At 40.2% G+C, this 19,795-nt stretch carries 26 protein-coding genes and 1 pseudogene; 8 read left to right on the top strand and 19 right to left on the bottom strand.

Translation table 11 applies throughout. The features are described 5' to 3' along the window. Nucleotides 1-257 precede the first annotated feature (257 nt). Nucleotides 258-833 (bottom strand): hypothetical protein, encoded by a 576-nt coding sequence (locus NYE58_RS14205; RefSeq protein ID WP_076219443.1) that lies wholly within the window; start codon nucleotides 831-833, stop codon nucleotides 258-260. Nucleotides 834-972: 139 nt separating this feature from the next. Between NYE58_RS14205 and NYE58_RS14200 the strand changes: the two genes are divergently transcribed. Continuing rightward, the gene (locus tag NYE58_RS14200) at nucleotides 973-1,968 is read left to right on the top strand and encodes an acrylyl-CoA reductase family protein (protein ID WP_341002152.1); all 996 of its coding nucleotides are present in this window, start codon (nucleotides 973-975) and stop codon (nucleotides 1,966-1,968) included. Between the two features lie 288 nt (nucleotides 1,969-2,256). Here the strand turns inward: NYE58_RS14200 and NYE58_RS14195 are convergent. Then, nucleotides 2,257-2,844: pseudogene (locus NYE58_RS14195) on the bottom strand (cupin domain-containing protein); the annotation flags it as partial. Nucleotides 2,845-3,015: 171 nt separating this feature from the next. On the opposite strand from NYE58_RS14195, the gene NYE58_RS14190 reads away from it, so the two are divergent. Further along, the gene (locus NYE58_RS14190; RefSeq protein ID WP_081398246.1) at nucleotides 3,016-3,873 is read left to right on the top strand and encodes an alpha/beta hydrolase; all 858 of its coding nucleotides are present in this window, start codon (nucleotides 3,016-3,018) and stop codon (nucleotides 3,871-3,873) included. 523 nt (nucleotides 3,874-4,396) lie between these two features. Here the strand turns inward: NYE58_RS14190 and NYE58_RS14185 are convergent. Beyond that, nucleotides 4,397-4,801, bottom strand: a complete 405-nt coding sequence (locus tag NYE58_RS14185; RefSeq protein WP_341002150.1) for a hypothetical protein — start codon at nucleotides 4,799-4,801, stop codon at nucleotides 4,397-4,399. Nucleotides 4,802-4,808: 7 nt separating this feature from the next. After that, complete coding sequence (locus tag NYE58_RS14180; RefSeq protein WP_143761987.1) at nucleotides 4,809-5,309, bottom strand: hypothetical protein; 501 nt, start codon at nucleotides 5,307-5,309, stop codon at nucleotides 4,809-4,811. Between the two features lie 207 nt (nucleotides 5,310-5,516). Between NYE58_RS14180 and NYE58_RS14175 the strand changes: the two genes are divergently transcribed. Next, nucleotides 5,517-5,786, top strand: a complete 270-nt coding sequence (locus tag NYE58_RS14175) for an excalibur calcium-binding domain-containing protein (protein ID WP_076218737.1) — start codon at nucleotides 5,517-5,519, stop codon at nucleotides 5,784-5,786. 2 nt (nucleotides 5,787-5,788) lie between these two features. On the opposite strand, the gene NYE58_RS14170 is transcribed toward NYE58_RS14175, so the two are convergent. From NYE58_RS14170 to NYE58_RS14145, 6 genes are all read right to left on the bottom strand, one after another. Beyond that, the gene (locus tag NYE58_RS14170) at nucleotides 5,789-6,550 is read right to left on the bottom strand and encodes an ABC transporter permease (protein ID WP_076193865.1); all 762 of its coding nucleotides are present in this window, start codon (nucleotides 6,548-6,550) and stop codon (nucleotides 5,789-5,791) included. Further along, entirely contained in the window at nucleotides 6,547-7,296 is a 750-nt protein-coding gene (locus NYE58_RS14165) for an ABC transporter ATP-binding protein (RefSeq protein ID WP_179087052.1), read from the bottom strand. Before NYE58_RS14165 ends, NYE58_RS14170 begins: the two co-directional genes overlap by 4 nt. A 122-nt stretch (nucleotides 7,297-7,418) precedes the next feature. Next, nucleotides 7,419-8,537 (bottom strand): glycoside hydrolase family 9 protein, encoded by a 1,119-nt coding sequence (locus NYE58_RS14160; RefSeq protein ID WP_445671760.1) that lies wholly within the window; start codon nucleotides 8,535-8,537, stop codon nucleotides 7,419-7,421. A 209-nt stretch (nucleotides 8,538-8,746) separates the two neighbouring features. After that, complete coding sequence (locus NYE58_RS14155) at nucleotides 8,747-9,022, bottom strand: YolD-like family protein (protein WP_341002149.1); 276 nt, start codon at nucleotides 9,020-9,022, stop codon at nucleotides 8,747-8,749. Between the two features lie 26 nt (nucleotides 9,023-9,048). Continuing rightward, nucleotides 9,049-9,282: a hypothetical protein gene (locus NYE58_RS14150; protein WP_341002147.1), complete on the bottom strand. Its 234-nt coding sequence runs from the start codon at nucleotides 9,280-9,282 to the stop codon at nucleotides 9,049-9,051. A 74-nt stretch (nucleotides 9,283-9,356) separates the two neighbouring features. Beyond that, nucleotides 9,357-9,554, bottom strand: a complete 198-nt coding sequence (locus NYE58_RS14145; RefSeq protein ID WP_341002146.1) for a hypothetical protein — start codon at nucleotides 9,552-9,554, stop codon at nucleotides 9,357-9,359. 73 nt (nucleotides 9,555-9,627) lie between these two features. Between NYE58_RS14145 and NYE58_RS14140 the strand changes: the two genes are divergently transcribed. The 3 genes from NYE58_RS14140 to NYE58_RS14130 all read left to right on the top strand — a co-directional run bounded on the left by NYE58_RS14140 (nucleotide 9,628) and on the right by NYE58_RS14130 (nucleotide 10,885). Further along, nucleotides 9,628-9,852, top strand: a complete 225-nt coding sequence (locus NYE58_RS14140) for a helix-turn-helix domain-containing protein (RefSeq protein ID WP_341002144.1) — start codon at nucleotides 9,628-9,630, stop codon at nucleotides 9,850-9,852. A gap of 226 nt (nucleotides 9,853-10,078) precedes the next feature. Beyond that, a complete protein-coding gene (locus NYE58_RS14135; protein ID WP_341002143.1) occupies nucleotides 10,079-10,285 on the top strand; it encodes a hypothetical protein in 207 nt (68 codons plus the stop codon). A 120-nt stretch (nucleotides 10,286-10,405) separates the two neighbouring features. Beyond that, nucleotides 10,406-10,885 (top strand): hypothetical protein, encoded by a 480-nt coding sequence (locus NYE58_RS14130; protein ID WP_341002142.1) that lies wholly within the window; start codon nucleotides 10,406-10,408, stop codon nucleotides 10,883-10,885. A 140-nt stretch (nucleotides 10,886-11,025) separates the two neighbouring features. Here NYE58_RS14130 and NYE58_RS14125 read toward each other — a convergent pair whose 3' ends face one another. After that, nucleotides 11,026-11,952, bottom strand: a complete 927-nt coding sequence (locus tag NYE58_RS14125; protein ID WP_341002141.1) for a LysR family transcriptional regulator — start codon at nucleotides 11,950-11,952, stop codon at nucleotides 11,026-11,028. Between the two features lie 127 nt (nucleotides 11,953-12,079). Here NYE58_RS14125 and NYE58_RS14120 point away from each other — a divergent pair, with 127 nt between their 5' ends. Continuing rightward, nucleotides 12,080-12,979: an alpha/beta hydrolase gene (locus tag NYE58_RS14120; protein ID WP_341002140.1), complete on the top strand. Its 900-nt coding sequence runs from the start codon at nucleotides 12,080-12,082 to the stop codon at nucleotides 12,977-12,979. Between the two features lie 65 nt (nucleotides 12,980-13,044). Here the strand turns inward: NYE58_RS14120 and NYE58_RS14115 are convergent, their stop codons facing one another. The 4 genes from NYE58_RS14115 to NYE58_RS14100 all read right to left on the bottom strand — a co-directional run bounded on the left by NYE58_RS14115 (nucleotide 13,045) and on the right by NYE58_RS14100 (nucleotide 17,461). Next, a complete protein-coding gene (locus NYE58_RS14115; protein ID WP_341002392.1) occupies nucleotides 13,045-13,260 on the bottom strand; it encodes a hypothetical protein in 216 nt (71 codons plus the stop codon). Between the two features lie 11 nt (nucleotides 13,261-13,271). Beyond that, nucleotides 13,272-13,892 (bottom strand): restriction endonuclease, encoded by a 621-nt coding sequence (locus NYE58_RS14110; protein ID WP_341004261.1) that lies wholly within the window; start codon nucleotides 13,890-13,892, stop codon nucleotides 13,272-13,274. Between the two features lie 375 nt (nucleotides 13,893-14,267). Further along, nucleotides 14,268-14,834, bottom strand: coding sequence for a hypothetical protein (locus NYE58_RS14105; RefSeq protein WP_341002138.1), 567 nt, complete (start codon nucleotides 14,832-14,834; stop codon nucleotides 14,268-14,270). Between the two features lie 20 nt (nucleotides 14,835-14,854). Beyond that, complete coding sequence (locus NYE58_RS14100; protein WP_341002136.1) at nucleotides 14,855-17,461, bottom strand: lipase/acyltransferase domain-containing protein; 2,607 nt, start codon at nucleotides 17,459-17,461, stop codon at nucleotides 14,855-14,857. A 320-nt stretch (nucleotides 17,462-17,781) separates the two neighbouring features. Here NYE58_RS14100 and NYE58_RS14095 point away from each other — a divergent pair, with 320 nt between their 5' ends. Continuing rightward, nucleotides 17,782-17,997 (top strand): hypothetical protein, encoded by a 216-nt coding sequence (locus tag NYE58_RS14095; protein ID WP_341002135.1) that lies wholly within the window; start codon nucleotides 17,782-17,784, stop codon nucleotides 17,995-17,997. Between the two features lie 57 nt (nucleotides 17,998-18,054). Here NYE58_RS14095 and NYE58_RS14090 read toward each other — a convergent pair whose 3' ends face one another. The 4 genes from NYE58_RS14090 to NYE58_RS14075 form a co-directional block, all read right to left on the bottom strand. Continuing rightward, nucleotides 18,055-18,333: a holin gene (locus NYE58_RS14090; protein ID WP_341002134.1), complete on the bottom strand. Its 279-nt coding sequence runs from the start codon at nucleotides 18,331-18,333 to the stop codon at nucleotides 18,055-18,057. 3 nt (nucleotides 18,334-18,336) lie between these two features. Further along, entirely contained in the window at nucleotides 18,337-19,104 is a 768-nt protein-coding gene (locus NYE58_RS14085; protein WP_341002132.1) for a M15 family metallopeptidase, read from the bottom strand. Then, nucleotides 19,076-19,522, bottom strand: coding sequence for a phage holin family protein (locus tag NYE58_RS14080; protein ID WP_076316032.1), 447 nt, complete (start codon nucleotides 19,520-19,522; stop codon nucleotides 19,076-19,078). The genes NYE58_RS14085 and NYE58_RS14080 overlap by 29 nt, the downstream gene beginning before the upstream one ends. Before the next feature lie 90 nt (nucleotides 19,523-19,612). Next, a complete protein-coding gene (locus tag NYE58_RS14075; protein WP_341001867.1) occupies nucleotides 19,613-19,774 on the bottom strand; it encodes a hypothetical protein in 162 nt (53 codons plus the stop codon). Nucleotides 19,775-19,795 lie beyond the last annotated feature (21 nt).

Genomic DNA, 19,795 nt, shown 5'->3' with positions numbered 1-19,795 from the left:
TTCCGCCTATTAACTAGATCAACGAAAAATTTTTCTTCTTACAGTATCCCCATCCGCACCCGACCCAAATACATCAGGTATGACAGCTACGGGCACAGAGCCATTTTTCCCATAAAAATAAAATTCATCATAATCTTAAGTGTATGTAAGCATAAACAAACCGTAAGCTCTTCTACTCTTCATTACCTTTTCTGCATGTTGTAGAGCATCCTGCCGATTTCTTTTCTCCACTGGCCCTTTCTAGTTGTTCTCCTTCACTAAGGTCTGTACTGCTCTTCTAGCAAAACAACCTTACCTTCTACAAATGTCAGATGGAATAATCTATCCATTAGCTCTTCGCTAATAAAACTCGTATAGTCCCCTTGCTGATGTCTCGCCCCGTTTAGTTCAGCTATAGTTACATCAGTCTCCAGCTTAAACCGCTTGATTTCTTCGCTTGCATTTCGGATATAGAATCCATTAGGCAATGATTCGGGTTCTATTACACCATCTTCTTTAGCTGCAATTTCTGCCGCCGCTCCACCGAACCATTCCACCTCATCCAGATCCAGATAAACCGTATTCCCTTCTGTGATAACGCCCTTTATAAAAGCTAATTTTTTCTCCACTTGCGGTAACTTATAAATAATTTTTTTCAGTTCCTCCACACTCTCACCCTGCACTCCGCTCTCAGAGTTAGATTGGATTGAAATCACACCCATAGTTTGAACTAGCTCCTTGGTAGTTGGGTTAGTCTCTTTTGGTGGCTTGTTATAAAAAGAATATCCATTAAAACCAAGTGAGACTAATGTGATACCCACTAAGACTGTAACCCTTAAATTTTTCCATTTCATAAGTTTCACCCTCTATCACGCGATTTAACGGAACCTTAATAAACAATTGCGCTATATCATAGACAATCACAAGTTGACCGGGCAGAATAAATATTATATACATGTCTTACCTATAACGTAGTTGAAGGAGCTCACACTTATGACAGAATCATTTCAAGCGTTAGTTGTCGACAAAACAGAATCATCCTTCTCCGTAGCTGTTAAACCGGTTACCCTAGAGGATCTGCCAGCTGGAGAGGTTGTAATTAAGGTTGCATACTCCAGTGTAAACTATAAAGACGGTTTAACCAGTATTCCAAACGGTAAAATTCTAAGAACATATCCCTTTATTCCAGGGATAGATTTATCCGGTATTGTGGTATCTTCCACAGACGAGCGGTTTCATAAAGGGCAGCAAGTCATTGCGACAGGATATGGTGTTGGCGTATCACACTTTGGTGGCTTTAGCGAATACGCTCGTATTCCCGCAGGTTGGATCACTCCCCTTCCAGAAGGCCTGACGCTTAAAGAAGCTATGATCTACGGTACTGCAGGACTGACAGCCGCCTTGTCCATACTAGCTCTGGAAGATCATGACGTTTCCCCGGACAAAGGCAAAGTACTTGTAACAGGCGCTACCGGCGGTGTAGGTGGATCTGCTATTGCCATGCTTGGCGCAAAAGGGTATAGCGTAGTGGCAAGCACAGGTAACGCCGAAGCTGCCGATTACCTTAGAGGTATAGGAGCCGAAGACGTGATCTCACGTGAAGAGGTCATTGGCGGCGCCAGCAAACCCTTGGACAAACAATTATGGCAAGGCGCAGTAGATTCGGTGGGTGGTGACACCCTTGCCGCAGTTCTGAGTAAAATCACCTACAGAGGTTCTGTAGCTGCAAGTGGCTTAACCGGAGGCACTTCAGTTCCAACTACAGTACTTCCGTTTATTCTTCGGGGTGTTAACCTTCTCGGTATAGATTCTGTGGAATGTCCTGCAGACCTTCGCCAGCAGGCTTGGAAACGGATGGCGAGCGATCTGAAGCCAAGTCTGCTGGAGAACCTCGTGGATCGTGAAGTCACGTTAAACGAGCTACCGCAAGCATTGGAAGATATTCTACAAGGAAACCTTAGAGGAAGAGTACTTGTCCGTTTATCCTAGGTTTAATTACGAAACCTCCCGGAATCTAGAGTTCCGGGAGGTTTGTTTAGTTTACTCTTGGTTATTCGGATATTGGTAATGCGGCTGCTGCTGTACATAGGGTTGTTGGCGATAATGCTGATCATAACCCTGCGTGTAGTACCCTTGCATCGGGTAAGGCTGATAATTAAAGGCTTGTGTAGCTGGAGGCATTTGTGAAGATATCGGGATGGGTTGCGCCTGCATATGAGCGTAAGGATTCATATTTGGCTGCATATTAGGATGCATATTTGGTTTAACATTGGCTTGCATATTTGGAGCCATGTTAGGGGCCATATTGGTGCTGCCCATTACTTTATCTTCTTCGCAGCAGTCAGCAGGAGGGCCGATGAAGGTTCCAGGCTTGATTGGAGCTAAAGCTTCTTTTACCTTAGCTTCATTTAAGCAGTAAGTATGGGCTAATACATTTGCCGGGGTTTTGCTAAGAATATCCGAACCTAAGATAACCTCAGGAATAGGTGCGTCAAAAATCGCGAGCAGATGTGTATTATCGACAGTAGCTATCTCATAATGCCACCAGCCTTGCGGCACATTTGCCACTTGACCCGGACAAATCGGAAAATGCAGAAGTTCATTTGTGAACGGATTGATTAAAGACACTACCGCTGAACCGCAGATACAATACACAAGCTCTGCAGCATTTTGATGATAATGAGGTTCAACCACATTTGATTTGCTAAGAAAAATATCCAGCAGTGATATGTTCTCGAGCGTATTCAATTGTTTAAACGACAGCAAGTTAATGAAGTTGTTGGCATCTTTTTTAAAAAGTGTATTAGTGTTCACATCAAAAGTAAACTCTGTATTGGGGGACGTATAGTCCATGTATGAAGTCACTTTTTTTCCTACCTTTCTGTTGCTATAAATTTTTGCTTTCCCTAAACACAAGATATGCGTTTGCCTATGCCTAGGTGCGGAGATTCACTACTCCTGATAAAAATTCATCTTTCTTTTCTAAACGGGGCATCCTCTAAGTATTACACTCTCACCCCACATAGGAGGCACAGTATGAAATCGATTCGCACAAAAATAGTGTTAGCTTTATGTATCACTGTCTTTACAATTATGGGTTTCCAGCCTATGAATCTTAGCTCCACAGTTGAGGCAGCCAATAACAAAACATCAGCGAAACAGGCGCCTCTTACATTTGTTCTAGTTCATGGGTCTTGGGCTACTGCTGGTTTTTGGGATCAAACGGCCGCCGCACTTCGCAGCTTAGGGCACACCGTCTATACTCCGGAATATGCCGGACATGGGGGGGACAAAAACAATAATGTAACGCATGCGCAAATCACACAGTCTGTTGTCGACTATATCAAGCAAAAAGACTTAAAGGATATCATTCTGCTCGGACATAGCTTTGGTGGTTCGGTGATCCAAACCGTCTCTCAGGAAGTACCGGATCGAATCAAACGTCTGGTATTCTTCGACGCCTTCGTACCGCTGGATGGGCAAAGTGTGGCGGACCAATTTCCAGCTGATTCGCTGAAGTACTTTGAACAGCTGAGAGATACTTCCGGCAATAACACCATAACGCTCCCTTTCCCTCTTTTCCGGGATACATTCGTCAACACCGCCAGTCTTGCGGAAGCGCAAACTTTTTACAAACAAGCTCCTCCTGAGCCAGCAAGTCCACTTTTCGAAAAGCTTGATCTCAAGAAATTTTACAGTCTCCAGATCCCTAAAAGTTACCTTTATCTAACGGAGGACACCGCTATACCGCAAGGTCCATACGGATTCCACCCTACACAATCCAGTCATTTAGGCATCTTCCGCTTCATCGAGGGCAAAGGAGATCACATGACCACCGTTCGAACCGAACCCAAAATGCTGGCGGAATTAATGGTGAAGGCGGGAAGAGATTAGTCGCTTAACATCTGGATAATCTAGGTAGCTGTTGTGGCTTGAGCTGGGGTTTTTGGTGCTGAGCTGTGTAATGTGAGTTGGGCTATGCGATGTGAGCTGAGCTGATGACGCTGGGCCGGGCTATGCGATGTGAGTTGGGCTATGCGATGTGAGCTGAGCTATGAGATGTGAGCTGAGCTATGCGACGTGAGTTGGGCTGATGACGCTGGGCCGGGCTATGCGATGTGAGTTGGGCTATGCGATGTGAGCTGAGCTGGCGGCTCGAGCTGCGCTTTGTGAGCAAGCTAGGCTGGTGACGCTGGTCTGGGTTATGTGACTCTGAGTTGGCCTTGCCATGCTGAGCTGAACATTGCGACTTTGAGCTGGCATTGTCACTCTGAGCTGAACATTGCGACTTTAAATACACTAGAGTTTGGCGATGATCGGACCGAGGAGCTCTTATTTTCATAATTTCAGCGATTTAGCCATGCTATCGGACTCAGATGCAGCTATTCGCCCAAATGTACTCCTATAATGCGTGATTTTAGGGGAATAAGAGCCATACAGTCCGAAACTCTCGCCAGAACGACCATAATGCCAAAATAGCTGCAATACGGTCCGTAACGATCGTGTAGTGCAGCAAAAATAGCTGCAATACGGTCCGTAACGATTGTGTAGTGCAGCAAAAATAGCTGCAATACGGTCCGTAACGATCGTGCAGTGCAGCAAAAATAGCTGCAATACGGTCCGTAACGATCTGTGCTCTTAAGTAATCACCAACGTAAGCTGATGATTTATGACGCTGAGTTGGCATTGCCACCCTGGGTTGAACATTGTCACTGATCATTTGGAGAAACAGACCACGTGGACTAAACGATTGTGCTTTCGAATTAAAAAAAGAGCAAGCGTATGGGAACCCCCTACTACGTTTGCTCTTTTTCCTATCCATAACCAACCTACTTCCTAGGCAATCCGCCACGCGGCAGCTCGGGGTCCGATGTCACTCCGGTAATCACCCAGCTATTCTTCTCTTGCACAAGTGAAATTGTCAAAAGTATAGAAGGTGCTGCCCCACTTGAAGTCGCAGTATCCAGACGCATTTCTATGACCTCTGAATTCTTGTTAATTATCGTTTCTTTAGTGACCTCGTAGTTCGTGATCCAAGGACTTGAGACACCCGTCACCCAGTTTAGTTCAACAAACCGCGGATACATAATCTTTTTGAAATCTTTAGAGAAGATCGAATACTGAATCGAGGCATTCCGATGCTGTAATCCGAACCCGTATAGCTCTGACGCTTGAATTGCAGAAGGTAATATAATGCGCCTAGACTCCGGAGCTGGCTTGGGCATAGCCGATAGCAGTTCTCCATTAACGTGAGTCATAGTAACGGGGGCTGATGCACCCATAGCCATTCCCGGCAGAAGCAACAATCCCGCAATTAGGGCAGTCGCCATTTTCATTTTGCTAATTAGAATCACCTCATTCGTAGCCTGTTCACTACATGTGAATTGAATCTAATTATTCCCCCACTTCACTCATAAATATGTACACAGTTTCCAAATCCCCCAATAATGTATACCTCAATGAATTAAACTGGTAATATAAAATACAACGATACTACACAATCATTAATTCCATTAGATTTTTATAGGAGTGTTCCCATGAAAAAAATCTTAAACATTTGTCTAGTAGCAGGTCTGCTACTCACTCTATCCGTCGCTACCCTGAATACAGCAAGCGCTGAATCCAAGGTCAAAACCTACAAAAACTGCACGGAGCTAAACAAAGATTACAAAGGTGGAGTTGCCATTTCCAGCTCAACCAAGAACAAAGGCGGCAAAACGAAATACAAACCCTACGTATCGAAAGAACTCTATAATGCCAATAAAAAAAGCGACCGTGACAAAGACGGAATCGCTTGTGAGAAATAGGCTTAGCCTTGCTCCACTATTTGCTTGAGCCTTAGATCCGGCGTGAAAAAGAGTCGGTAGCTCAGTACACTGAGCAGCATACTCGTTATGGCAGCAGAGGCAGTGAACGAGAACACAATTAATATCTGATAACGAACAGCTACTACAGGATCAGCGCCCGCGATGATCATTCCGGTCATCATTCCAGGGAGTTGAACAAGCCCAACCGTCTTCATACCGTCGATGGTAGGAATCATGCTGAATTTTACAGATCTTTTTCTAACTTCCTGGATCGCCTGTGGGATCGTTGCGCCAAGAGACAACAACGTTTCAATCTCCCCTTTGCTCTGCTGAATTTCATGCTTGATATGGTTAATGAACAACCCTGAAACCACCATAGCACTGCCAATGGTCATGCCGCTAATCGGAATGATATATTGTGGCGTAGCCTCAATGATATGTAAGCTGAGCAGAATGCCCATCATGAGCAGTTCCATAGTAGCAATAGCCAGTCCAATTCTCCAGACTAATCCGCGCAAGCCTTTGCCTCTTTTGGCTGCATTCCATGCGGCTACACTGATCATAAAGAGTATTATCACAATTACATAAATGACCTGATCCGATTTAAAAATAAATTGCAGCACATACCCCACCGCAAGCAATTGAATGGCCGACCGCACTGTGCCTACAATGATATCTTTTTCCAGTCCGAGCTTTTGCCACACGGAGACCAACATTGTCCCTAATACAAACAGAAGCGTGAAACTTAGTGCTGTATAACTCATAACAACGACGCTCCTTCCGAAGGCCGAACGAACCTTTTAGCCAATTCTTCCGCAGATTCAGCAAAAAAAGACTCGCTCACATGCTGTTCCAACCTGCCTTTTCCCATAAACCATGTAGTTGTGCTTATTCTGCTCGCCTGCTTAAGATCATGAGTGACCCAAATCATCGAAGTGCCTTCTTCCTTATGCCAATCCTCTAGTAGCTTTTCAACCATTTGAGTGCTGTTGACATCGAGCGAAGCGGTGATTTCATCGAGCAATAATACCGTAGGTCGGAGCAGCAAGGATCGAATTAAAGAAATCCGCTGCTTTTCACCACCCGAACAATCTGCCGCTTTTTTGCTTAAATCCAAATGCTCCAGCCCCAATTGCCCAATTAGTCGCTGCGCTAGTTTAAGATCATAAGGTTTGTCATGCAGTCTGCTGACAGTTCTTAAATTATCCTCCACACTGCCAGACAGCATGACCGCTTGTTGTGCTACAAACCCTATTTTCATCCTCCATAATCTCGCATCCATACTTTTATATGAAGTCCCCTTTACCAACATATCTCCCTCATCCGGAGCATCCAAGAGAGCTAAGATTCTAAGGAGTGTACTTTTCCCTTGGCCAGAGGCACCAATCAATGCGATGCGGTCCGATTCAGCTATGTCTGCGGAGATCTCCGAGAAAAGATATTTCGAAGTTTGGTCGTTACTTTTCCAGTTAAGTTTTGCAAGTCTCTGAATCTCAAAAATACTACTCAATCCCCTACCTCCTAATACCATCCGCTAAAATAGCATACCGTCTAGTATTATAGCATTTCAGCTATAAAAAAGAGAAAGACATCCAGTTTCAGGACGTCTTTCCCTATTCGAACTATTGCTTTTTATTGATTAAACCGGGCCACAACAAACACCGCAGGTGAATTCCAATAGATCGTCACTTCATTCGTAGAATAGCTAAGCTCATGATCGACAAAGCACTGCGCAGCTGGTTTTCCTTGTAAATGCTCAACTACATATTCATCATGCAGCCCACGATCTGGCCCCCCTGACACCAATCCCGGCACCGGATCAGCCACATGGTCACCTACAGAAGGGCGATGATGCGGATTCATCACGGCATGATCCCCAAACCCGGTAACATAGCTGATATCCAGAACGTTACGCCCCATCAGATAATGTAGATGATCTAAGGCACAGTCCGCAAAACTGGAGTCTCCACTAAAATATTCAGCCGCAAGCAGCAGCATTGCATTGTTCATTACTAGCATATTGCTGCCCCAGATATAGTCCTCCTCTTTTAAGGAGATCCTATAGCCCTCCTCACGACTCTGTTCCGCTAATCGTTGTGCCTCAGCAACAAGCCCTTCTTTTAACGAGGCATATAAAGCACGGTCTGCTTGCTCCTCACCATTTAACAGATAAGCAATAGTGCCATAGCCCCCCATATCACCCCAGCCTAAACTGTATTTTGGAAAAGTCAGCTGCACTAGCTGCAGAACAGCTTGATGATATTCCTCTTTCCCTGTCGTACGATACAGCTCCGCCGCTGCCCAATACCGCTCGTCCTTATCGACTCCATCCCCGTATTCTCCAGTGCTAATCTCAGGCGGATTCGTAAAACCGGGTACATCTGGATGCTGTACAAGCCATTCCCATGCTGCCCCCGCAGCATCCAGACATTTCCGCGCATAAGCAGCATCAAAAGGCTTGTACACTCTTGCAGCCATAGCCATAACACCAGCAAAATCCCCAGTTGCAGTAGCAGATATTGGTGAGAAGTACAGGTCTGCTGTATCGTCCTCAGGCATAACATCCAGACCAGGAAAGCTTAACGTAGTCAATTTATGGTATACACCACCTGTTGCGGAGTCTTGCATTTTAAACAACCAATCGAGCTCCACCTTGCATTCCAGCAGCACATCTGGCGTAGATCCATCACTTTCAGGCAATGGGATAGCGCTTACAAAAGCCGAGGGATATAATTCATAGGCAAGCAGCATATCCGCGATAGCTTTCGCTCCGGGACCGCTATATTTTCCATAATCACCTGCATTATGGCACCGTTGTCCGGCAATTACATTAATTATTTTATTCGCATAACGGCGCGGTTTTTAATTCCAGTGAGTACATTGCTTACATTAAGAAAAGTATCTGATTTTTAATTATTGTGGGAAAGATGTGGGAAAGTCCACAAAGTAAAGACCCGGGATTATTCCCCCGGGTCGTCCACTTTCAGTATATCTTTAAAAGGTATTTTTAAAGTGTCATCGTATCCCCTTCGGATATGTATGCGTTGTGTCTGGCCATCTAATTCAATGACTTCGCCTTTGAATGGTTCCCGTTTCCAAGCTGAGATAAAAATTGGTTTGTGACTTTCCTGTGCTTCTCTTAGTTTTTCTGCAATCTCTTCTTGCGTAAACTCATCGAGTTTTGGGCGGATATTTTCAGTCTGTTTGCTTTTTGACGGCTTTGGAACGGCTGCCATGAGTATCACCCTTTCATGTTGTAAATTTATTGTCTTACAAGACATTCACAGTGTGGACAAGAAAAATGAATGTGTTTATTCATACTCCACAAGCAGATGTAGTTGTTCGTGGGCTTTCCACATTCTGGACATGAAACATCTGGACGATCATCGTCCTCTACGTTACCGTCATGTTCCTCATAAAAGTCTTTGATTTTTTCAAAAACAATCCCTACTCTTTGAATGAACTTATCTAATTCTGCTTTGTCATTTTCTTTCAACTTTTCTCACCCTCTCATTGTTGTACTTGCATTATACACGAACCCATGTTCCTATTTCAATATCCTATATATTTCTAATTGTTGGAATTCGGTTTAAAGGATTCTTGTAGAATACTTTCGAACTCAATAAATTCACCAATAACAGAACGGAACTCGTCTAAAAAATTTTCTTGTTGAGGCAAGCTTTCCTTTTCAAGATCCCAGAGTAGTATCATTAAGTCCGATTTTAATTTTGCAGCGAATGATAAATCATTCAAATCAATTCGTCTCATTTCCTCACCTCATGATGTGTAGTGTGTTATAATTCCTTCGAAATCAACATCTTAATCGAAGGGGCTTACCGCAGTGATCAGATCCTTCCGTGGGAACTGTCTGCTGCAATCTATTCTGAACAACCAAGAAATGACTCCTGCAGAATTTGCCCGTCGAAGCGGTTGGTCTTCACGTATGGTTTATTATTGGTGTGACAACAGTAAACCTATGAGTGTCGAGGCCATGCATACTGCTTCGTTAATTTTAGGCGTTCCTATGGAGGCATTATATACTTGGAAGGTCGTTGAGAAAGATTGAACAGGCAGGGCGACTTTGGTCGCACTCCCTCGGATAAAAAACGAACCTATAGGTTCGTAAATGATCTTACGTGCATTGTAATACCTTTAATATCAAATTACTGTCGCTATATGTCGAAATGACTATCGGTAATTAAATACAAACTTTAACAGTTAAGACCATGTTCATATAACAACGACACTTAATAGTACTAAGTAAGCAAAATTAACTTTAGGGGATGGAAGAAGTGAAAGTAGAAGAGTTAACACTTGGCGTTCGAGTCCGCATCACATACGGTTTCCATATCAGTAAGATCGGTATTGTTATAGCGAAAGGAACACAAACAGTTCTGCTGGATATTGGCGAGCCATTACTTATTAGTGAACTACCTGAATATCTAGAACCTGCACCTGAGGATCCATTACCACCAGGATGGGAAGAAGTTGAGATATAAATAAAAAGTCCCTCCCCCCTGTATTAGGTTGGTAGGGATTTTGCCATGGTATTTATATAACTTTCACCACAAAGATAAACATGATATAGTGACCATATAATTTGATGGAGGTAAATCACCATGGAAAACATCATCGATGAAAACACAGCATTAAGACACTATTTCCCACTTCCAGCACATCTTTATTATATGGATATCGATTGTTTAAAAACCGTGGCTCATGAAGAAGAACAAGGACACAATTTAACGGGGCTCATAAATGCCTTATACGTCCAAGGTTATTTAGATCTTGATCGTTTATTAAACTGTACTTGGAAAGAAATATGTCAGGCGCGAAGAATAGGTGTTAAAAAACACGAACTTTTAATTAGTTTACTAGAACGAATTTCTGCAGATCCCAAGACAATAGAAAATCACAAAATCGCCCCAACGGTTATAGTGCGCAATGAAAAGGATATCGGAGAATTGACCTTAAATAACTTCATTGGAAAATACAAAGAAAATCCAGTAGATTTATTGAAGGTACAAGAAATAAATGAAAGGGAAGCTCGTTTGAAAAAAATTAAAGATAGGCTCCGTGAAATGGGGATGATACATTAAATAAGCCCTGCCAGTATAATCACTGACGGGGTTTTGTTATATAGTTTATCTATAATATCCACAATCATAATCCAGTCTCAATCATCATCGAAATGACGAATTTATTATTTCCAACCATAATCATAGAGAACAGCGCGCTTCTATTTATCGTCTGTTTCAAAACTATTTTGAGTCCCCATAAATAATTCTGTTAATCGGGATGTGAACTCCTCAACCATCTTCGTAGCTTGTTCTTGTTTTCTAGTAATCCTCCCTAACACTACAGGCTCGGAATTGTACTGTTTCAATGGAATAGTTACAAGCTGTTTTTGATAACTCGAAGGGAACGAGTGAATAATAAAATCAGGTCCGATCGTAATGGTATCTCCTTTGACAACCATTTGGTATAAGGCATCCATATTATTGGTAGATAGCGCAATGCGATTAGTGGGATGTGCGGAAATCAAACCATGAGCAATTGATTCGATAAATTCATCTTTATATAAGACAAACACTTCATCTCTTAGATTTTCAGCAGTTACTGAGTTTAAAAAACGTAATGGGGAATTCTTGTTCACGATCAGTACAGCCTTACCTTCTATTAAAGGCATCCAATCAAAAGAAGCATCCTTTTGTTGCTCAGAACTGTAAGTAACCAAACCCATACTTGCATATCCTTCATTCACGTGACTTTGTACTGTTTCTGTATCACCCTCTAACATTTGAACATTCAGTAAAGGATATCTTTTAGCAAACTCAATGGTAGTTTGAACAACCTGTGGAACCATTCCTGGTATGGTAGAGATGATAATATTTTCTGATGATTCTTCTTTAAGAAGTGATAGCTCCCGCTTCATTATCTCCACACTTTTAAGAATGGATACAGAATGTTGGAGGATTAACTGTCCTTCTTTCGTTGGGGCGATTCCTTTCTTTGTACGATGAAAGATAACTGTATCCAATTCATCTTCTAGCTGCCGTACCGATTGACTAATCGTAGGTACTGTCAAATGATGCACACTAGCAGCCTTAGTAAAAGTCCCATAATTAGCAGCTGAAATCAAATACTGTAATTGCGTGATATTCATCAGTCTCATCCTTAAATATATATTTAGGAACCTTAATTATATTTAAATATATTTTATCATGGTGAGTTGGTATTATGAATATATAGCAGAACATTTATGCATGTTATCATTATTGGAGGTCATCAGGATGAGAAGTTGGCAAAGTTTCCTTGTCGAACATTTATTATTACTAAATAAAAAGAAGATCAACACTGCCAATTATATTGAACAAAAAAGAATAGCTAATCAAACCCCTTATGTAATACCAGCTAAGCTTCAACAAAAATATCATATACTGAAAGATAATACCTATTCATTAGACACATATATTTTGGAATCAACCTCAGATCCACATACAAAAGTAATTTTGTATCTACACGGCGGAGGATATATTGAACAACCACTATCATGGCATTGGCGTTTTTTATATAAATTATCCCAAAAGGTGAATGGAACAATATATGTACCTGTGTATCCTAAAGCTCCAAATCATAATTACAAAGAAGCCTTTGAGCAGGTTCTTCCTATTTATAAAGACTTATTAACCAAGGTTCAACCAGAGAATATTGTACTGATGGGTGATTCAGCAGGCGGTGGCTTTGCACTTGCTCTAGCACAATTCTTATTGGAAAATGATATTTCGCAGCCAGGCAACATTATACTTCTTTCCCCATGGCTAGACATCACACTCAGTCATCCGGATATAGCAACAATGGAGAGCAAAGAACCTATGCTCGATGCGAAACTTTTGATCGAGGTCGGTAAAATTTATGCCGGGAAAGCAGCAACAAGTAATTATTTATTAAGTCCGATTAATGGACCTATACAAGGTTTAGGAAAAATCTCCCTATTTGTAGGTACTCATGAGTTATTCCTTCCCGATGCTCGAAAATTCAAGGGATTAGCCGAAAAAGAAAAAGTAAGCATCAACTATTTTGAGTATCCCCAAATGAATCACGTGTTCCCTGTATTTCCTATTCCAGAAGCAAAGACAGCTATGCAACAAATGATAGACATAATAAAACAAGACGTAGATTCTACTAGGTAGGATGAAACTCAGAACGCAAACAAATCCCCGCCTACCATTTAAGGTAGACAGGGATATTTAAATAATTATGCCAAAACCATCCTAAATTCAAATTCATTTCTCATATAATAAGAATCAGCAACTTTAACACTAACTGGACTCCATTTCTGAATCGAGCCACCACAATCAACTATACACCTTGCCAGATCACCATGACGTTCAAGTATATCAACTTCAGACTGTTTTAAAGCTGCAGTTAGAAATTCTGAGTCTGTCTTTAGGACTTTGTATATATTACTCAATACGATCACTCCTATCTATTCTTCGTGACCAGTCGTTTTTCCGCCTTAAAATCCTTCTTAATAACTTTATTACTATTCATGTAATTATCCCAAGAGTCATACTTCCAGTGTGGATCTCCTTCAATAATATCCTTGACCTTGTCTAATTGTCCCATCTTAAATAAATTAATTATCTCAATAAGATCATTTCTACTATGTAATTTAACACCGTTATATCCTGCAAGTTCATCACAAGCAGCAGTGTACGCATTTGAGGCTATTACCATAGATTTCTTGGCTTGATAGTACCTCATTGAGCTATATACCTCTTGAACAGCTCCTAAGCCTACTGGGTACGAATAGCGCTTCGCCTGGACTACATTACGATACCCTTCACGATCTGTAAAAACTAAATCAGTACCAAAGTCTCTACTTCTTGGAGTTTTGTAAGCATCCTTATATCCCAAAGCTAAAAATAGGAGATATAAATATTCTTCAAAGTCTGATCCATCCTCCATCTGATCTATGTCCTTGATTGTAATCTTCAGAGGATCGATTACTTCACCTTTCGAGTACTGTGGCTTTCTTTTCGATAAAAGTAGAACTACAGCAATTATACTAACAACTACAATAATACCAGCAAAAATTAACACCTTAAGCAATTTTTATCCTCCTCAGCAAAAAAACTCACGAGCTTCCTCGCGAGACCTTAACTACAATATAATATATTTGGAACATTATGTATATGCACTCTATATCACTGGTAAGGAAAATTTTCCTGAACTCAAAGAAGTACCCCGCCCATAATGGCAAGGTATTGTGCTTCCGTATATTCTTAATGTAAACCGTTTTCCACATTATGTATGTGAGGATAAAGAGAATTTTACTTAACTCAAAACCACTCCAACATGTTATTGTTGTAGAGCTATCGATTAAACTTAAAACAAAATATAAAACAAGAAAACTAATTTTCTAGTCGAAATATAATAAAAACCCGCCTAACAGGCGGGTTTTTATCTAATAACAATTCAATGGAAAGGTTTGTCGTTTGGATCGTTAATGTAATCGGCTTTATCAGCAGCGATGACGACCAAATGAATATCATCAGGTAGTCCTTGTTTATTCTTATTTATTTCTTCCCTCTGACTTTTACTTACATCATGAACAATCAATCTTCCAGTAGCCTTGCCATTAGAGATATAAATTTTTATTTCAATCATTTCATTATTTATAAATGGGAATTTCTGTACCCATTCTCTGCATTCATTTGTTTTATTAATTAAGTCACTATCTCTTTTATTGGATACAGATGTTGTAAAATAATATTTAGCAAAAAAACCGATGACCAAGACCACAGGCACAACCATTAAGGTGAATATTGGAATAAATTCCGCCTTACTCATTGTAAATGCTAAATAAATGAATCCTAACAAAATTGATGATAATAAACCAAATATAAGAGCAAATCTAATTATCAAATACAGACCCGTTATAGGATCTAGGGGGCTCCCAATTTTCCAACCTTTGTACTGGTAAAATAAGAAGGCAGCGATTATCCAAAAAACAATAAGCATAAATTGCATTGTAATCCACATAAATCGCTGCCTCCTTATTTTTATTTCTGCTCTTCGTCTCCTAATGTTAATGGGATTTCTCTAAGAGCAGGACTAGTGTTTTTGATATCAGATATAACCAACTTATATTTCTGTGTTAAAAAACTAGTATCAACTACAAATTGACTTTTAAAAATACCATTTTCCAAATGAACATCTAATTTTTGGTTTTTCATTTTAGATTTAATTGGTACTAAGTGAGCTTCAGGTTTTGAGTGTAATATTCTTTCTTTAGACCTTTCAGCAATTAATTCAAAAGTAAAGTCATAAACTTGACCTATTTTCAACACTTCTGTAGGAGGTCCAGTAAAGAATAAAGAATATTTTTCGGCATACATTACATCGACTTCAAATAATCTCGAAATAAATTTAACTCCCTTAACGTCATCAGGAACTCTTTGATTAAGTGTAGCCGCTGTAGCATTTTTACCAATGAAAAATGCATTCGCATCAGTAATAGATATGTCATTATGTTTAAATACATTACCCCAGATCACTTCCGGAGTAACCCAAACACTGTAATCTTCCCACATCAAAAGTCCAATCTCACCTAATGAAATTCTGAATTTTTTAGGAGCTTCAACCGATCCAAATTCATTCTCGGAATAGTACTCAATTTCAATAAAATCATTCCTATTGTTTAGGAGTTTCCCCCATGTTACAGGGATTATTTCATTTTCTGAAACAGGTGTAGACTCTTTATCATTAACATTATAATAAGTTTTTGTCTTAGCACCTTGAGTTAGTGGCTTAAAGGAAAGTAATAATCCCTCCGGATTAACTTCGAGAATAATTTTGGTTTCTGGTACATCATCATCAATTTTGAATTTTACAGTTGTATCCAAAGTAGGTCGATTGTAGATATCTTTCCCAAATGCTCTGATATTATATTCTCCAGACTTCAAATTGACAATCGTCTCACCTTCGTACCGAACAGGCATTTGATCATTAATAATATAATAAATGTCTTCCATAAGTTCATCGGCATCAGATTCAATTTTGATTATTACATCTCCAGAGAACACCTTTCTATATAATGCTTTTTGAACATCATCTGCATTTATAATAGAGATATGCAACCTTGGAACAGGTACAACAATCTCATCCCGTTTTTTCATTTTTTTAACAAGTCGAGCAGACTGTGTTTTTTTGTTTGATTTAAGGGTTGCCTCATTTAAGTTAGACTTTACTGGAATTTTTAATTCCGCCGAAATTTCAGAGTTAACAGGTAGTGGATCGAACTTAACTTCAGTATAATTTTCTTCATCATCGAAGATTTTGATAGAAATATCAGCAACCCCAAAATCATAGGAATTGATTTTCAAATTAATGTTTTCCTCTTCATTATCCCTAATGAAAACGTACTTAGATTCACCAATGTTTAAAAACAATGTATCTTTATCATAAGCGAGTTCACTTATCCCTTTTACGCTGGGATCAAATGTGCCTGTTATAAAGTTCCCTTCATTATCTAAAATAGTTGTATCAACTGGACACATTATTTTTGCGAGCAAACTCTTTTTGAATATGTTTCCTAGAGGGGCATCATAAATGAAATCTGGTTGATCACCACTCTTATCATTAAAGCACCAATCAATAAAACTTAGTACAGGAGTTAATGTCAATAAATCACTGTGCTGACCAGATACATAATATGTATTTGCCACATGTGGAGGTGTTGCACTATATAAGGGAACAACACTATCTCCGTCATCTAGTTTGCATTCCCCTTTGAAAGTCCTTCTTTTATCTGAACTTTCTAGTGGCATTTGGTGTAATGTCGGAAAATTACAAGCAATTAAACAATCATGTTTAAAGCCCTCAGGTAGAGGTTGGAGCATTGCATCTTGCAATGGTTTCATATGTTTCAAAAAAACATCTTCATAAATCCCAGTAACTTTCCCGGCATCAATATAGAAGTTTTGCACCTTACTTATGACATCCATATAAGATAAATATATATTCTCACTGTTTGGTGCAATGAATTTTCCAGGATTATCTTCCGTTTCGTTTTGGTGTGAATAATATTCTTCACTGGGTAATAATTGATAAACTGAAGGAAACTGCATGGCGAGATCCCTTGTTTCTTTGTCATCGAATAATTCGCGAAATTGAAATATATCACTATATAAACCTGGTTCACCATAAGAAAGAACTTTGAATGCATCCGGCGCGCCTCTCCATGGTGTTCCAATGGTAATCAAACGCGAAACTAAAGACGACACCCCTTCTTTCTCCAGTTCTTGTATAGCTAATTTAGCAAGCAATCCTCCCATGCTATGTGCTACAAGATACACATTGTAACCGAGTTCGTTTTGAGCTTTAATTGTTCTAATTAAACGATCAACACTCTCTCCTATCGGCTTCCTCCAGTCATACGCATGAAATTCAAATATTTCTTTTGGATAAAAATCTAAAATATATTCATAAATAATTTTAGTATAACCAAATGCATTTACGGATGAAAGAGGGGTTTCGACTCGTAGTTCATTAGTAATCGTGCTAGCATAAAGATCCTCTTTCTTTCTCGGAAACCATCTTTTATTACTTCCCTCCCATAGCTCAGACCCTTTGATCCCTGGTATAAAGATCATCATACGCATTGACATACAGAAATTCTCCTTAGACTTTTTGTGACTTATTTCTTATAATACTTCGACATTAAATTCAGTTCCCCTTTCTATTTGTGGAATAAAAAAGAAGATTTCACTATCATACGGAAATACTTCTAAATAATAAGAATGATAAAATGACCCTGCATATGATGACAGGGTCAACATTTATATCATAAAGAGGTTATGTAATTACTATAATCCTATTAGCTTAAAATAGTATGAAGCCTAGCTAATATTGAAACCGATCAAACAAAGTAACGTAACAATCTTTATTTCCAAATTACTACAGATACAGACTGGAGGTGTTTATAAAGATGAAATTATTCAGTCTATTGCTTGTGGCATTGTCTGCAGTTGGGGTCACTGCCACATTCGGATTTTCGGCTTTCAGTTTAGTCACAGGTATTGTAGGAGGGCTTACTGCAGCATTTGCAATTTCAGGCTACTTGCAGTCTGTCAAACGTGATTATCCTAATGAGAACTATGAGAACAAACAAGTTAAGTATCAATCGAACTATAATACATGGTAAGTAAAGCCCCGCCCATAAAAAGGCGGGGCTTTGTTATAGTTACAAATATTTGAGAATTTATTCTTTAGTTGTCCCTGATCTATTACTAAATGCAAGTTCAAACAACCCAGTAGCTGACAATCCCGCAAGGCCACCAGACCATAAACGCAACACTAAAGATAAGTCTGTAAATGGATAAGCTACAACCCCGATTAACAAGCCAATGACTAAACCGATTGCAGGAAGCACGTTGTTAGGAACATTGAAAGTTTTCTTTACGAACTGTACCCCTGCTAATACAAAAACAGCGATCACCGAGGCGAACGCTAGAACATCTGTTAAGTTTTGATTGTCCATTAATTATTTATCCCCTTTCCTAAATAAACCTAGATTAAAGAACATCTGAATAATATTAAGCTCAAGCTTTGACTTGTCAGCCGATGTGGTGATTGCCCCTACTGCTTTAGCAGCCGTAATAGCCTCAGTATAATTGATGGCATATGTTTCCTTGCCTGAGATGTTTAATCGTTTTTCTACGGCTGCTAGGCGTTCATCTTGCTTCACTACGATTGCTTCTAACTCCTCAATTCTACTCATGTCTTCCTTTACCTCCTCTTTTAGTCGATCTATAATAGCTGTTGCTTTTGCCATTGCTATTTCTGATGGTTTGCTACCAGCTCTCAGCTGAGTAAGAGTTAAGCCAAAGACCATTTGGAAATGAGGGTAATCCTTAAATGATGTCCAGTCACCGCCCCAATCAAAGCCGAGCTTCTTAGCCTCTTCCACTACTTCAATCCAGTCTTTGATGTTGTTTCCGTTGTAGTCTCGGTTCATATCCCATGAAACACTCGACCCATTAGGCAGCAGTAAAGCAAAGTCAACAGCGAGTCCAAAATTGTGATAGCTATATCCACCTCGGGCATTGGTGACGATTACTCCTGGCTTTGAGCGCCCTTGCTCGTATAAAGCGTTTTGCTCAGCTATTGTCCGCAACCCCTGAGTTATCAAAATAGGCACTCCCCCAGCGTAACAGCGTTCAATTAAAACTGTCGCAGCTGCTAAAACTACGGGATGTAAACCAATCAATCTCGTAGATGATTTACTCTTTACTTGATCCAGCGTCAACATCGTTCTTCCCCTCCTTCTTTCCACCAGATTTAGACTCCAAGACTGCAACAGCATCCCGCAGGATTGGCGGCATAGGTAAGCCCATTTTCCCAGCGTTCTCAATAATGCTCAAAAGCTCGTTTGCCAAATAAAAAAACACTACTGCATCCCGCAAGTAGTGCATATCACCGAGTACAACATCTATGAAGTGAGCGACCACAACAAACATAAAAATAGATACTTTCTTCGCCACACCAATGTAACCCTTCATACTTCTTAATTCTCCGTTTATCCAGGCGGCGATCCATCCTGTTACAAAATCTACGCATACTAACACAAGAAGTGCTTGTAACATAACAGTCCATCCTCCCCAAATGTATCCAACAACAACGCCTGCTGCTGTTGATACAGCTTTTATGATTTGAGCCTTGTCATCCATACGCCCCCGCCCCTTCTATCTCTGATTTTAAAAATAGCCCCCGGGGATCCGAGGGCAAAATAAAAACGCCTCAATGGGCGCCAACTTTATTTATTCTTCTTCAGCAAGGAATTCAAGTCCGCTATCAACCAAAATCTCTTTTACTCCTGGTCTCAAAGTCGATGGAACCTCAATATATTTGGTCTTACCTAAGATTACGCGCTGTGCGAAAAACATAGCCATCATGATGTCACCCCCTTTCCTCTTTGACATGAACCAGTAAAAAATGCGCGC

Source organism: Paenibacillus sp. FSL L8-0708 (genome assembly GCF_038009325.1).
GTDB lineage: Bacteria > Bacillota > Bacilli > Paenibacillales > Paenibacillaceae > Paenibacillus_AQ > Paenibacillus_AQ odorifer.
The sequence above is the reverse complement of the archived record's forward strand: the minus strand, read 5'-3'. Positions and strand labels throughout refer to the sequence as shown.